Origin of the sequence: Delftia sp. GW456-R20 (genome assembly GCF_001622915.1) — a bacterium.
GTDB classification, from domain to species: Bacteria; Pseudomonadota; Gammaproteobacteria; order Burkholderiales; family Burkholderiaceae_C; genus Comamonas; species Comamonas acidovorans.
On sequence record NZ_LWCN01000004.1, the window covers coordinates 2,990,000 to 3,003,374 of the forward strand.

The 13,375-nt window shown below is 68.5% G+C and carries 10 protein-coding genes; 6 read left to right on the forward strand and 4 right to left on the reverse strand.

The window, feature by feature from the left end; translation table 11 throughout:
* Positions 1-17: 17 nt before the first annotated feature.
* From A4F85_RS18650 to A4F85_RS18665, 4 genes are all read left to right on the forward strand, one after another.
* A complete protein-coding gene (locus tag A4F85_RS18650; RefSeq protein WP_063327411.1) occupies positions 18-3,191 on the forward strand; it encodes an efflux RND transporter permease subunit in 3,174 nt (1,057 codons plus the stop codon).
* A 229-nt stretch (positions 3,192-3,420) separates the two neighbouring features.
* On the forward strand, positions 3,421-4,926 hold the full coding sequence (locus tag A4F85_RS18655) for a purine-cytosine permease family protein (RefSeq protein WP_063327412.1): 1,506 nt from the start codon (positions 3,421-3,423) through the stop codon (positions 4,924-4,926).
* Complete coding sequence (locus A4F85_RS18660; protein ID WP_063327413.1) at positions 4,923-5,675, forward strand: carbon-nitrogen hydrolase family protein; 753 nt, start codon at positions 4,923-4,925, stop codon at positions 5,673-5,675. The genes A4F85_RS18655 and A4F85_RS18660 overlap by 4 nt, the downstream gene beginning before the upstream one ends.
* Positions 5,676-5,861: 186 nt before the next feature.
* The gene (locus A4F85_RS18665) at positions 5,862-6,212 is read left to right on the forward strand and encodes a DUF4148 domain-containing protein (protein ID WP_012203017.1); all 351 of its coding nucleotides are present in this window, start codon (positions 5,862-5,864) and stop codon (positions 6,210-6,212) included.
* Between the two features lie 62 nt (positions 6,213-6,274).
* Here the strand turns inward: A4F85_RS18665 and A4F85_RS18670 are convergent, their stop codons facing one another.
* Positions 6,275-6,697, reverse strand: coding sequence for a hypothetical protein (locus A4F85_RS18670; RefSeq protein ID WP_063327414.1), 423 nt, complete (start codon positions 6,695-6,697; stop codon positions 6,275-6,277).
* A 118-nt stretch (positions 6,698-6,815) separates the two neighbouring features.
* On the opposite strand from A4F85_RS18670, the gene A4F85_RS18675 reads away from it, so the two are divergent.
* Positions 6,816-7,838 carry a hypothetical protein gene (locus tag A4F85_RS18675; protein WP_063327415.1) on the forward strand — a complete coding sequence of 341 codons (1,023 nt, stop codon included), beginning with the start codon at positions 6,816-6,818 and terminating at the stop codon, positions 7,836-7,838.
* Between the two features lie 48 nt (positions 7,839-7,886).
* Here the strand turns inward: A4F85_RS18675 and A4F85_RS18680 are convergent, their stop codons facing one another.
* From A4F85_RS18680 to purU, 3 genes are all read right to left on the reverse strand, one after another.
* A complete protein-coding gene (locus A4F85_RS18680) occupies positions 7,887-9,398 on the reverse strand; it encodes an FAD-linked oxidase C-terminal domain-containing protein (protein ID WP_063327416.1) in 1,512 nt (503 codons plus the stop codon).
* A 151-nt stretch (positions 9,399-9,549) separates the two neighbouring features.
* Entirely contained in the window at positions 9,550-10,473 is a 924-nt protein-coding gene (locus A4F85_RS18685; RefSeq protein ID WP_012203013.1) for a LysR substrate-binding domain-containing protein, read from the reverse strand.
* Between the two features lie 19 nt (positions 10,474-10,492).
* Positions 10,493-11,341: a formyltetrahydrofolate deformylase gene (gene purU / locus A4F85_RS18690; RefSeq protein WP_013804418.1), complete on the reverse strand. Its 849-nt coding sequence runs from the start codon at positions 11,339-11,341 to the stop codon at positions 10,493-10,495.
* A gap of 73 nt (positions 11,342-11,414) precedes the next feature.
* Between purU and A4F85_RS18695 the strand changes: the two genes are divergently transcribed.
* On the forward strand, positions 11,415-13,370 hold the full coding sequence (locus A4F85_RS18695) for a putative bifunctional diguanylate cyclase/phosphodiesterase (protein WP_180318231.1): 1,956 nt from the start codon (positions 11,415-11,417) through the stop codon (positions 13,368-13,370).
* Positions 13,371-13,375 lie beyond the last annotated feature (5 nt).

Consider the following 13,375-nt stretch of genomic DNA (forward strand, 5'->3'; position numbering starts at 1 on the left):
CATGAACGGAGAACTCCATGTTTGAACGCATCATCCGATTCGCCATAGAGCAGCGCTGGCTGGTCCTGCTGGCCGTGCTGGCCATGGCGGGCCTGGGCATCTACAACTACCAGCGCCTGCCCATCGACGCCGTGCCCGACATCACCAATGTCCAGGTGCAGATCAACACCCAGGCCAGCGGCTACTCGCCGCTGGAGACCGAGCAGCGCGTCACCTATCCCATAGAGACGGTGATGGCCGGCCTGCCCCACCTGGAGCAGACGCGCTCGCTGTCGCGCTACGGCCTGTCCCAGGTCACCGTGGTGTTCAAGGACGGCACGGACATCTACTTCGCACGGCAGCTGGTGGGCGAGCGCATACAGCAGGCGCGCGACAGCCTGCCTGCCGGCATCACGCCCACGCTGGGCCCCATCTCCACGGGCCTGGGCGAGATCTACCTGTGGACCGTGGAGGCCGAGGACGATGCGAAAAAGCCCGACGGCACGCCCTACACGCCCATGGACCTGCGCGAGATCCAGGACTGGGTCATCAAGCCGCAGCTGCGCAACGTGCCCGGCGTCACCGAGATCAACTCCATCGGCGGCTACGCCAAGGAGTACCTGGTGGCGCCCGCGCCCGAGAAGCTGGCGGCCTACGGCTTCACGCTGGCCGACATCGTCACCGCCCTGCAGCGCAACAACAGCAACGTGGGTGCGGGCTATATCGAGCGCCAGGGCGAGCAGTACCTGATCCGCGCGCCGGGCCAGGTCGGCGGCATCGCCGACATCCGCGAGGTCATCGTGGGCTCGGCCCAGGGCCAGCCCATCCGCATCCGCGACCTGGCCGAGGTGGGGCTGGGCCAGGAGCTGCGCACGGGCGCGGCCACCGACAACGGCCGCGAGGTGGTGCTGGGCACGGTGTTCATGCTGATCGGCGAGAACAGCCGCACCGTCTCGCGCGCCGTGGACCAGCGCATGGCCGAGATCAACCGGGGCCTGCCCCCGGGCGTCAAGGCCATCACCGTCTACGACCGCACCAACCTGGTGGACAAGGCCATCGCCACGGTCAAGAAGAACCTGGTGGAGGGCGCGGCCCTGGTGGTGGTCATCCTCTTCCTGTTCCTGGGCAATCTGCGCGCGGCGCTGATCACGGCGTTGATCATCCCGCTGTCCATGCTGTTCACCTTCACGGGCATGGTGCACTACAAGGTCAGCGCCAACCTCATGAGCCTGGGGGCGCTGGACTTCGGCATCATCATCGACGGGGCCGTGGTCATCGTGGAGAACTGCGTGCGCCGCCTGGCCCATGCGCAGGAGGCGCGAGGACGGTCGCTGACGCGCAGCGAACGCTTCCATGAAGTCTTCGCCGCCGCGAAGGAAGCGCGCCGCCCGCTGCTGTTCGGCCAGCTCATCATCATGGTGGTCTACCTGCCCATCTTCGCGCTCACGGGCGTGGAGGGGAAGATGTTCCATCCCATGGCGCTCACGGTGGTCATCGCGCTGGCCGGCGCCATGCTGCTGTCCATCACCTTCATCCCGGCGGCGATTGCGCTGTTCATGGGCGACAAGGTGGCCGAGAAGGAAAACCGCCTCATGGGCTGGGCACGCCGCGGCTATGCGCCCGTGCTGGCGCGCGTCATGGCCGCGCCCGCCGTGGTGCTCACGGCCGCCGCCGTGGCCGTGGCGCTGAGCCTGCTGCTGGCCACGCGCCTGGGCAGCGAGTTCGCGCCCAACCTCAACGAGGGGGACTTCGCCATCCAGGCGCTGCGCATCCCCGGCACCAGCCTTACGCAGTCGCTGGAAATGCAGATGCAGATCGAGAAGGCGCTCAAGAAGGAGTTCCCCGAGATCGACCGCGTGTTCGCGCGCACCGGCACGGCCGAGATCGCCTCCGACCCCATGCCGCCCAACATCTCCGACGGCTACATCATGCTGAAAGCCCGCAGCGAGTGGCCCGACCCGGCGCGCCCGCGCGATGAGCTGCTGGCCGCCGTGCAGGCGTCGGTGGACCGCATCCCGGGCAACAACTACGAGTTCTCCCAGCCCATCCAGCTGCGCTTCAACGAGCTGATCTCGGGCGTGCGCAGCGACGTGGCCGTGAAGATCTTCGGCGACGACATGGCCGTGCTGGAGAAAAGCGCCCAGACCGTGGCCGGCATGCTGCAGCAGATTGCGGGCGCCTCCGAGGTCAAGGTCGAGCAGACCACGGGCCTGCCCATGCTCACCGTGCAGATCGACCGCGAAAAGGCCTCGCGCTACGGCCTGAACATGGGCGATGTGCAGGACGCCATCAGCACCGCCATGGGCGGCACCGAGGCGGGCACGGTATTCCAGGGCGACCGGCGCTTCGACATCCAGGTGCGCCTGCCGGACGCCGTGCGCAACGACCTGCAGGCCCTGAGCCGCCTGCCCATCGCCCTGCCGCGCGGGGCGGACGGGCGCATCGGCTTCGTGCCGCTGTCGGCCGTGGCCACGTTCGAGACCGCGCCCGGCCCCAACCAGGTCAGCCGCGAAGACGGCAAGCGCCGCATCGTGGTCAGCGCCAATGTGCGCGGGCGCGACATGGGCTCCTTCGTGGGCGAGGCACAGCAAAAGCTGCAAGGCCTGACGCTGCCGCCCGGCTACTGGACGCGCTGGGGCGGCACCTTCGAGAACCTGGAGTCGGCCACGCGCCGCCTGCAGATCGTGGTGCCCGTGGCCCTGCTCATGGTCTTCGTGCTGCTGTTCGCCATGTTCGGCAATGTGCGCGACGGGCTGGTGGTCTTCACGGGCATTCCGTTCGCGCTCACGGGCGGCATCCTGGCGCTGTGGCTGCGCGACATACCGCTGTCCATCTCGGCGGCGGTGGGCTTCATCGCGCTGTCGGGCGTGGCCGTGCTCAACGGCCTGGTCATGATCTCCTGGATCAGAACCTTGCGCGAACAGGGTGCCAGCGTGCCCGACGCCGTGACCGAGGGCGCGCTCACCCGGCTGCGCCCCGTGCTGATGACGGCCCTTGTCGCCTCGCTGGGCTTCGTTCCCATGGCCATTGCCACGGGCACGGGCGCCGAGGTGCAGCGTCCGCTGGCCACGGTGGTGATCGGCGGCATCCTGTCGTCCACGCTGCTGACCTTGCTGGTGCTGCCGCTGCTGTACCGGCTGGTACACCGCAACGACCCGTCGGAAGCGGACGCCGCAGGCGCAGTGCCCACGGCATCGGCACCAGCCGCTTAGCACGCCACCCACGCCACCCACGCCCCCCCAAGCCGCCTGGCAGGCCCTGTGGCAGCCAGGCGGCGCGGGGTTTTCTTCATGCCCGGCCGCCTCGGCACCAGGGGCTGGCCGGCTGGCCAAACATCTTTTCCAGTCGATGTGAACGTCGCGCATCAGGCATGGAGCGGCGGCAGGCTCCTGCCTAGAATTTGTCCCACAACAGCAAGGACAACGGGAGGGAGACAAGGCCATGAACAGCCCCGCCAGCGGACAGCACGGCCGTGCCCGCATCGCCGTGGAGAGCCGGTCCATCGACTGCATTCCCGACAGCGAGCGCCATGCGCGGCTCGCCGACCAGGGGCCGTTCTGGTTCCTGGGCAACTTCCACTTCTTCACGCTTTCCATCGGCTTCGTCGGCCCGTCGCTGGGGCTTTCGGCGCCCTGGAGCGCCCTGGCCGGGACGCTGGGCATCATGTTCGGCACGCTGTTCATGGCGCTGCACGGCGCGCAGGGGCCGCAGCTGGGGCTGCCGCAGATGATCCAGTCGCGCGCGCAGTTCGGCTTTCGCGGCGTCACCCTGCCGCTGTGCGCCACGCTGCTGGTGTTCACGGGGTTCAACGTCGTCAACGTCTCGCTCATCATGCAGGGCATGCAGGCCGTGTTCGGCCTGCCGCCAGCGCCCACGGCCTGCGTGGCCGTGGCGGTAGGCGCCTTGCTGGCGGTCTGCGGCCACGATGTGATGCACAGGGCCTTCCGCTGCGCGCTGATGCTGGCGCTGCCGCTGTATGCGCTGGCCACGCTGGCGTTGCTGGCAGGCGTGGGCGAGCCCGCCTTGCACGTTCGGCCGGAGCCATTGCCAGGATTCGCATGGAGCGCCTTTGCCGCGCAGTTCACCATCGCGGCCAGCTACAACATCTCCTATGCGCCCTATGTGTCCGACTATTCGCGCTACCTGCCGGGCCATACCGCGCCCCGGCGCCTGATCGCGGCCATCTTCCTGGGCGCCTCGCTGTCCGGGGCCTGGATGATCGGGCTGGGCGCGTGGATGGCGCAGCGGCTGCAGGCCGGCGACGCGCTGGCGGCGCTGGGACGGATCGGCACCGGCATGTTCCCGGGCGCGGACCGGCTGCTGCCTGCCCTGGCCGTCGTGGCCTTCGTGCCCATCATCGCCCTCAACACCTACAGCGCGGCGCTGACCGTGCTCACGGCGGCGGATTCGCTGGGCGGCCTGCGCCCCACACGCAGCGCACGCAGTACACTCGGTGCACGCATCGGCGCCATCGCCGCCATCAGCGCCACCATCCTCGCGTGCGTGCTGTCCATCCAGGGCAGCGGCGTGGCATTGCTGCACTCCTTCCTGGCGCTGCTGCTGTATTTCCTGGTGCCATGGACGGCGGTCAACCTCGTGGACTATTTCCTGGTGCGCAAGGGCCGCTACGCCATCGCCGATTTCTTCACGCCACAAGGCATCTACGGCGCCTGGGGCTGGCGCGGCATCTGCGCCTATCTGGGCGGCTTTGCGGCCATGGTGCCTTTCTTCCACGTCCACGACGCCACGGACGGCCATGCGGTCTTCGTTGGCTGGGCTGCGCAGCGGCTCGGCGGCGTGGACTTCGCCTGGCTGCCGGGCATTCTCGTGGCCGGCAGCCTTTACTGGGTGCTGGCCCGCAACCTGGATCTGCAGGCCGAGGAGGCCGCCAGTTGCCAGCCGCGGCAGGACAGCCACCCTTTGCATCTCAAGGAGCGCACACCATGACGGAGCACCGCATCCGCATCATCCAGCCCCGTCTGCGCGACGGCGACATTGCCGGCAACCTGGCGATGACGCTGAAGACGATCAGGGCCAGCGCGGGTCAGGCCGACCTGCTGGTCTTTCCCGAAACCTGCATCAGCGGATTTCCCCGGCCCGACAACGTGGCGCAGCTGGCCGAGCCGCTGGACGGCCCCTCGGCCACCGCGCTGCGCGAGGCCGCGCGGCAAGCCGGCGTGGCCGTCGCCATCGGCCTGGCCGAAGCGGACCAGGGCCGTCACTTCAACGCAGGCCTGCTGATCGATGCCGATGGCCAGGTGCTGCTGCACTACCGCAAGACCATGCTCTACGACTCGGACCACGGGGTCTTCGAGGCCGGGGATCGCCAGCCCGTCTGCACATGGCGCGGCCTGCGAGTAGGACTGCTGATCTGCTTCGACATCGAGTTTCCGGTGCCGGCCCGCGCCCTGGGCGTGCAGGGCGTGGACCTGATCGTGCTGATGGACGGGATGATGCACCCCTACGGCCACATCCATCGCCACGCCGTGCCCGTGCGCGCCATGGACAACCAGTGCTACATCGCCATGGCCAACCGCGCCGGTCCCGGCGACAGCTACGCCTTCTGCGGCGAAAGCCAGTTCGCCGATCCCTTCGGCCAGACGCTGGCGCGCATCGCGGGCGATGCCGAGGGCCTGCTGGACGTGCGCCTGGACCCTCTGGCGCCCGGCCGCGCGCGTGCGCAGTACCAGGGGTGACGAGCGCCGAGGCGCCGCAGTGTCTCGGTCATCGCGGTCATCTGTGTCGGTTGTATGACAGCAATGTCACCATCCTGTGGGGCTGGTGTGGGCACGTGATTTCTACATTGGAGTCCTCTCCTCGGCGTTCCGCATCGCGGGGCGTGGGGAGAACGAATTACCAACGTGCCTGAAAGGAATCACATCATGTCGCAACGCCGCTTCACCCCCGCCACCCTCATCGCCGGCCTGGCCGCATCGGCAGCGCTGCTGCTGCCCGGCATGGCATCGGCGGCCGGATACATCCACCCGGCCAACAACGAGGCGGGCGCCGTCGTCCACCCCGAGCATTTCAAGAGCAGCAAGACACGCGCCCAGGTGATTGCCGACGCCGAGGCAGCCGTGCGCCAGGGCGGCACCTCGCGCTTCAATGCCAGCGTCTATCCGGCTCCCGCACCGCAGACCGGCGCGGGCAAGACACGCCAGGAAGTGATCAATGAACTGATCAACGAAACGCCCGCCCAGCGCGATGCACGCCAGCGCGCCATGGGTGGCTGATGCGCAGGCGGGGCCCGTGCCCCGCAGGTGCCGGATCAATGCAAACCCGACGCGCCGCCTGGCTACGAGCCTGCGGCGCGTTCCGCTTCCTCGGCATCATGGGCGCGCGCAATGGCCAGGATCACGTCGCGCGCCAGCCGGCGCTTGGGCACGGGAAGGCGCAGGTAGATCTTGAACAGCTCGTTGTCCTCGTAGCCCAGGCCTGCGGACCAGGTGCTCTTGGGTTCGCGCACCTCGCGAACCTGCTGCGGCGAGCGCAGGAACTCCTCCAGCGGCACCTGCAGCCAGTCGGCCAGCGCAGCGAGTTTCTTGGCGTTGGGCATGGTCTTGCCGACCAGCCAAAGGCGCACGCCGTGCTGGGACATGGGCTTGCCCCAGAAACGGGAATTGAACTCGTGCTCCAGCACGGCAGGCCTGGCTTCATAGCCCTGGGCCTGCATTGAATCACGTAATTTTTGAGCAAACCGCTGCTTTGCATCCTGCATGCGCGAACGCTATGGGATTGGTCTGATTGAGATGTGAGTATTGATAAAAATCACATCTCTTTTTGATTGATAGTTAATATCAACCATCGATCTGGAAATCACATGCACGGGGGAGCAAATGCGTTGGCAACGAGTGTGGCTGCTGCCCTCGAGCCTTGTACTGGTGCTGGGCGGTTGCGGCGGTGACGACGGTGATGTGCTGGCGGTCCAGGCCGCATCCTGGGGCGGTGCATCGGGGGTCTCGATAGGCCAGGTGCTGCAGGAGAGGAACGCATGCGCGCGCAGTGCATGGCGCAGCGTGGGCGATGGAAGCGGCGGGCGCATCGTCGAGTACACCTGCGAGAGATCAGGCACGCATGGATACCTGCAGCTGCGTCTGCGCCAGGATGCCGAGCAGCTGCAGCAAGCGGCCGATGGCGAGCAGGCGCGGTTCGAGGCCCGGCTGCGCGGCGGCTGGCGCGAATTGCTGATGCTGGAGCGCCAGCGCCAGGAGATGCTGGGCCGCCATCGGCTTGAGGCGCAGAAGGACACGGAACGCATGCGCCTGCACCTGGAAGACCTGCGCATGCTGGAGGAAATGACAGACTGCCGCAGCTTCCGTCCGCAAGGGCTGGGCGCCGAAGCAGCTCCGCAGCGGCTGGTGCTGGCCGCCGACGCTTGCGTGCGTTCCGGGCGCCCCGCCGAGCCGGTCTACGCACGCGAACGCAAGCAGACGCTGGAGCGCATGCGCGCAGCCCTGCCGCGCTACGACGAAGCCCGGCTGGGGCGCGAGGCGGCTCTGCGGGCACTGGAGCGCACGCTAGAGCAGCAGGAGGCGGCGCTGCGCAGACTGGAGGAGGACCGGCCCGAGACAGGGGAGCGCATCCGCAGATCCCTGGCCGAGCGGCTGGAGGCAATGCGCCTGCGGCTGAACCAGGTCGGCCGTGTGCGCGAACTCACGCGCTGGGGCGTGGCCGGCGCGCGCGTGGCCTACCTGGACACCGCCTTGGCGATGGAATGCGGCATGCGCACCCTGTCCCATGCCGTACCACTGGAGGCCATGATCGAAGACCTGGCGGAGGACCTGGCCGTGCCCCGGCAGGAGGCTGCGCTGGCCCGCGCGCTCGATGGGCTGTGGCTGCGCTGCCTGCAGCAGCCGTGACCAGCGGGTTGCACCGCGCCCGTTGCACGTCGCCCGTTGCACGGCGCCTCAGAATCTCGGCAGTTCCGGGTGTGAGATCTGGCCGCCGCGCACCAGCATCTTTCCGTACTCGGCGCAGCGGTTGAGCGTGGGAATCACCTTGCCGGGGTTGAGCAGGGCCTGCGGGTCGAAGGCGGCCTTGAGCGCGAACATCTGGTCGTTCTCGGCCGTGGTGAACTGGGTGCACATGGAGTTGAGCTTTTCCACGCCCACGCCATGCTCGCCCGTGACCGTGCCGCCCATGGCCACGCTGGTCTCCAGGATGTCGGCGCCGAACAGCTCGCAGCGGTGCAGCTCGTCGGGGTCGTTGGCATCGAACAGGATCAGCGGGTGCAGGTTGCCGTCGCCCGCGTGGAAGACGTTGGCGCAGCGCAGGCCGTATTTCTTTTCCATCTCCTGGATGGCCAGCAGGATGTCGGCCAGGCGCTTGCGCGGGATGGTGGAGTCCATGCACATGTAGTCGGGGCTGATGCGCCCGCTGGCGGGAAAGGCGTTCTTGCGCCCGCTCCAGAAGCGCAGGCGCTCGGCCTCGCTTTCGCTCACCGTGATGGCCGTGGCCCCGGCGCCGCGCAGCACCTCGCTCATGTGGGCGATCTCTTCCTCGACTTCCTCGGGCGTGCCGTCGCTCTCGCACAGCAGGATGGCCTCGGCCGTGAGGTCGTAGCCGGCCTTGACGAAGTCCTCGACGGCGGCCGTCATGGGCTTGTCCATCATCTCCAGCCCGGCCGGGATGATGCCGGCCGCGATCACGGCGGCCACGGCGTCGCCGGCCTTGCGCACGTCGTCGAAGCTGGCCATGATGCAGCGCGCCAGCTGGGGCTTGGGGATCAGGCGCACGGTGACTTCGGTGGTCACGGCCAGCATGCCCTCGCTGCCGACCAGGATGGCCAGCAGGTCGAAGCCCGGCGTGTCCAGCGCCGTGGAGCCGAACTCCACCGGCTCGCCCTCCACGGTGAAGCCGCGCACCTTGAGCACGTTGTGCACCGTCAGCCCGTACTTGAGGCAGTGCACGCCGCCCGAGTTCTCGGCCACGTTGCCGCCGATGGTGCAGGCGATCTGGCTGCTGGGATCGGGCGCGTAGTACAGGCCGAAGGGCGCGGCGGCTTCGCTGATGGCCAGGTTGCGCACGCCGCACTGCACCACGGCCGTCCGGCTGGCCGCATCGACCTGCAGGATCTTGTTGAACTTGGCCAGCGACAGCGTCACGCCCATGGGATGGGGCAAGGCACCGCCCGACAGCCCGGTGCCCGCGCCACGCGCGATCACGGGCACCTGGATGGCGTGGCAGGCTCGCAGCACGGCCTGGACCTGGACCTCGGTCTCGGGCAGGCAGACCACCAGCGGGCGCTGGCGGTAGGCCGTGAGGCCGTCGCATTCATAGGGTGTGGTGTCCTCGGCATTCCACAGCAGGGCGTGGGCGGGCACATGGCGGGCCAGCGCGGCCACGACCTCGGCCTGGCGCCGTGCGCGCTCGGAGGTTGCAGGCTGTCGATGGGCGGCATCGGCGGCGGCCGACGCCATGGCGCCGGGAGCGGGGCTGGCTGGGGAGCTGGCGGGAGTCATGGAGCCTGACTTTAGGCGATGCCGCCGTCTTTGTGCAGCGGGGCTGCGCTGATGTTTATTGCAACGGCGCGTGAAATCCGTGAAATCCGCGAAATCAGTTATGGGCGCCTCAGCAGGCCATCGCCCTCTTCAACCATTCAGCAAAGGCCGCGCATTCCCAGCGGTCCATCGTTCCGGTGCGCCAGCACAGGTAGTGGGCATGGGGGCTGGCCGTGTCCACGTCGAACAGACGCACCAGGGTGCCGTTGTCCAGCCAGGGCGCGCCCAGCTTGTGGCGCACCAGGGCGATGCCCATGCCGGCCGAGGCCGCGTCGCACATCAGGCCGATGTCGTTGAACTGCGAGCCCTCGTGCGGCTCGGGCCAGTCCAGGCCGGTGGCGCCGAACCAGGTGCGCCAGGGCTCCAGCGGGCTGCGCAGCAGGGGCATGCCTTCCAGGTCCTGGGGCTGCTCGAAGGGGCCGTGCTCGCGGATGAAGGCCGGCGAGGCCAGCGGCGTGACCACGTCGCGCGCCAGCTCGATGTGCTCCACATCGGCATAGTGGCCGGGGCCGAAGCGCACCATCAGGTCGGCATCCTCGGCCACCACGTCCAGCAGCGGGATGGAGACCTGCAGGGCGATGTCGATCTCGGGATAGGTTTCCGTGAACTGGCGCAGGCGCGGGATCAGGATCACGCGCGCAAACGTGGGCGTGACGGCGAGCTTGAGCCTGCGACGGCCCGGCGCCGTCACCTCGCCCGGAAAGCGCTGCAGCGCGCCCAGGCCCTCGCGCACGTGGGACAGATAGGCGCTGCCTTCGGTGGTGAGCGAAAAGTCCGAGCGGCCAAACAGCCGCGTGCCCAGGATCTGCTCGAGCTGGCGCACGCGGTGGCTGACGGCGCTGGGCGTGACGCACAGCTCCTCGGCCGTCTGCGTCACGCTGCGCAGCCGCGCCAGCGCCTCGAAAGTGAGCAGGCACTGTATGGGCGGGATGCGGCGGGCGCCGCTGCCGGGCGGGGCAAAGCCGCTGCCGGCGGCAAGGGTCACGTTCGCCATGGGCGGCCGGGAGCCGGCTTCAGCGGAAGACCACGGTCTTGTGACCGTTGAGGATGACGCGGTGCTCGCTGTGCCACTTGACGGCGCGGGCCAGCACCTGGCTCTCGGTGTCGCGGCCGCGGGCCGTGAGGTCCTCCACGGTGTCGGTGTGGTCGGCGCGGGCCACGTCCTGCTCGATGATCGGGCCTTCGTCCAGGTCGGCCGTCACATAGTGGGCCGTGGCGCCGATCAGCTTCACGCCGCGGTCATGGGCCTGGTAGTAGGGCTTGGCGCCCTTGAAGCTGGGCAGGAAGCTGTGGTGGATATTGATCGCGCGGCCCGCCAGCTTGGTGCACAGGTCGTTGGACAGCACCTGCATGTAGCGCGCCAGCACCACGAGCTCGGCGCCTTCGGCCTCGATGATCTCGAACTGCTTTGCCTCGGCCTGGGCCTTGGTGGCAGCCGTGACGGGGATGTGGTGGAAGGGGATGTTGTAGCTGGCCGCCAGCTGGTAGAACTCGCGGTGGTTGCTGATGATGGCGCGGATGTCCACCGGCAGCAGGCCGCTCTTCCAGCGAAACAGCAGGTCGTTGAGGCAGTGGCCTTCCTTGCTGACCATGAGCACGGTCTTCATGGCTTCGGCCTTGGTGTGCAGGCGCCACTTCATCTGGTACTGGCCGCCCAGGTCGGCCAGGGCCGCCCTCAGAGCCGCGGGATCGCAGCCGTTGCAGGCAAATTGCACGCGCATGAAGAACAGTCCGGTGGCCGGGTCGTTATACTGCGCGGCCTCTTCGATGTTGCCGCCTTGCTCGAGCAGAAAGCCCGAGACGGCATGTACCAGACCGAGCCGGTCGGGGCACGAAAGGGTAAGAATATAGGCTTGGGTCATAGCGGCGCAATTGTCGCAGCATGGACACGACCCTGCGCAAGTCACACGTTCTGGGAACGTTCTGAGGAACCACATGCAAGATCAGGGAGAGCAGCCCCGAATACCGCTCTGGGGCGCAATGACCCTGTACGTGTGCGCAGGTCTGCTGTGGCTCTGGGGCGTGGAATGGCTGCTGGCGCACCTGCAGATTCCGCCCGAGGCGGCGGCGCAGCGGCGCATGCTGTCCTCGGTGACCCTGGTGCTGGTCACGGCAGTGGGCGGCGGCTGGCTGCTGTGGCGCATGCGCCGTGGAGAGCGCACTGCCCATGCCGCGATGGCCGCCGGGCGGGAGGCCGACGAACGCCAGCGCCTGGCCACCGCCGTGGTGGACAACACCATGGAGGGCGTGGTCGTCACCGACGCGCGCAGCCGCATCCTCTCGGTCAACAGCGCCTTCACGCGGCTGCTGGGCTATACCGAGCAGGAGATGCTGGGCAAGACCCCGCGCATGTTCAAGTCCGGCCGCCATGACAAGGCCTTCTACGAGGCCATGTGGGACAGCATGCAGGCCACGGGCCACTGGCAGGGCGAGATCTGGAACCGCCGCAAGAACGGCGAGGTCTTCCCCGAGCGCATGTCGCTCAGCGCCGTCAAGGACGCACAGGGCAAGGTCACGCACTACGTGTGCATGTTCACCGACATCTCGGCCGAGAAGGCGCGCGAGGCCCAGCTCGAATTCCTGGCCCACCGCGACATGCTCACCGGCCTGCCCAACAGCGTGCGCTTCACAGCGCTGCTGGAAGACGCCGTGGCCGAGGCGGCCGCCGAGCAGGGCACGCTGGCCGTGATGCTGCTGAACATCGATCGCTTCAAGGACGTCAACGACAGCTACGGCCACGCCATTGGCGACCAGGTGCTGCGCCACATCGCCGCCCGCGTGCACGACTCCCTGGGACCCCAGGACCTCATAGGCCGCATGGCCGGTGACGAACTGGCCGTGCTGTGCAAGGGCATGAGCGAGCGCGGCGACGCCATCGCCCGCGCACGGCAACTGATCGCGGCGGCCGGCCAGCCCTGGAGCTCGCCGGACGGCCTGTCCGTCATGGCCGGTGTCAGCGTGGGCATCTGCATGTATCCCTCCCACGCCGGCAATGCCCAGGACCTGCTGCAGGGCGCGCATGCCGCCGTCTACGGCGCCAAGTCGCGCAGCGGCCGTGCCTGGTGCTTCTTCGAGGAAGACATGACCTCGGCCGCGCGCGAGCGGCTGGCCATGGAGGCACGGCTGCGGCAGGCCATAGACCTGGGCCACCTGCGCCTGTACTTCCAGCCCCAGATCGACCTGGCCACGGGCCGCCTGGTGGGCGCCGAGGCCCTGGTGCGCTGGCTGGACCCGGACGAGGGCCTCATCTCCCCGGCACGCTTCATTCCCGTGGCCGAAAGCTCGGGCGTCATCGGCGCGCTGGGCCTGTGGGTGCTGCGCGAGGCCTGCGCCCAGGGCCAGCGCTGGCGCGATCAGGGCCTGCCCGAGATGACCATCGCGGTCAATGTCTCGCTGCACCAGTTCCTGCTGACCGACATTGCCGGCGCCACCGCCGACGCACTGGCCGCCACGGGCTTCGCCCCGCACTGCCTGGAACTGGAGATCACCGAAAGCGCCCTGGCCGAGCGCCCCGAGGAGGCCCTGGCCGTCATGCGCCGCCTGCGCGCCCAGGGCCTGCGGCTGGCCATCGACGACTTCGGCACCGGCTATTCCTCGCTGGCCCACCTCAAGCGCTTTCCGCTGGACCTGCTCAAGATCGACCAGGGCTTCATCCGCGATATCCCGCACAGCGCGGACGACATGGCCATCAGCGGATCGGTGATCGCGCTGGGGCATGCCATGGGGCTCAAGGTTCTGGCCGAGGGCGTGGAGACGGCCGAGCAACTGGCATTCCTGCGCGGCAAGGGGTGCGACTTCTTCCAGGGCTATCTGTGCAGCAAGCCCTTGCCCGCACAGGCGTTTGGGGAGTGGGTGTCGGACAACCAGGGCATGTGGGCCGTGCAGGGCTGATCGCC

Excerpts from the sequence above, each read along its gene's own strand:
- A4F85_RS18650 (WP_063327411.1), top strand. The coding sequence starts at position 18 with ATGTTTGAACGCATCATCCGATTCGCCATAGAGCAGCGCTGGCTGGTC.
- A4F85_RS18655 (WP_063327412.1), top strand. The coding sequence starts at position 3,421 with ATGAACAGCCCCGCCAGCGGACAGCACGGCCGTGCCCGCATCGCCGTG.
- A4F85_RS18660 (WP_063327413.1), top strand. The coding sequence starts at position 4,923 with ATGACGGAGCACCGCATCCGCATCATCCAGCCCCGTCTGCGCGACGGC.
- A4F85_RS18665 (WP_012203017.1), top strand. The coding sequence starts at position 5,862 with ATGTCGCAACGCCGCTTCACCCCCGCCACCCTCATCGCCGGCCTGGCC.
- A4F85_RS18670 (WP_063327414.1), bottom strand. The coding sequence starts at position 6,697 with ATGCAGGATGCAAAGCAGCGGTTTGCTCAAAAATTACGTGATTCAATG.
- A4F85_RS18675 (WP_063327415.1), top strand. The coding sequence starts at position 6,816 with ATGCGTTGGCAACGAGTGTGGCTGCTGCCCTCGAGCCTTGTACTGGTG.
- A4F85_RS18680 (WP_063327416.1), bottom strand. The coding sequence starts at position 9,398 with ATGGCGTCGGCCGCCGCCGATGCCGCCCATCGACAGCCTGCAACCTCC.
- A4F85_RS18685 (WP_012203013.1), bottom strand. The coding sequence starts at position 10,473 with ATGGCGAACGTGACCCTTGCCGCCGGCAGCGGCTTTGCCCCGCCCGGC.
- purU (WP_013804418.1), bottom strand. The coding sequence starts at position 11,341 with ATGACCCAAGCCTATATTCTTACCCTTTCGTGCCCCGACCGGCTCGGT.
- A4F85_RS18695 (WP_180318231.1), top strand. The coding sequence starts at position 11,415 with ATGCAAGATCAGGGAGAGCAGCCCCGAATACCGCTCTGGGGCGCAATG.